This is a genomic window from Alkalicoccobacillus porphyridii (assembly GCF_007293315.1).
Lineage (GTDB): Bacteria > Bacillota > Bacilli > Bacillales > Bacillaceae_D > Alkalicoccobacillus > Alkalicoccobacillus porphyridii.
Window position 1 is genome coordinate 1 of record NZ_VLXZ01000404.1, and the last position, 239, is coordinate 239.

The window sequence follows — 239 nt, forward strand, 5'->3', positions numbered from 1 at the left end:
TAGCCTCCGTTGCGTTTTTGCAGTAATTGTTCATGGCGACGTTTTTCGCCAATCATCACAACAATCAACAAGATAACCGCCAGAATGCTGCCGCCAATCATTACCATAAAGCCGCCATCCCAGCCGAAGAAGTCCACGGTGTAGCCAACAATCGCGCTCGCCGCCACCGAACCGCCCAGGTAACCAAACAGCCCGGTAAAGCCCGCTGCCGTACCTGCCGCTTTTTTCGGTGCCAGTTC

General features: G+C 54.4%; 1 pseudogene. It reads right to left on the bottom strand.

Annotated elements, in window-relative coordinates:
* Window positions 1–239 (bottom strand): annotated as a pseudogene (locus FN960_RS24740) (MFS transporter); the annotation flags it as partial.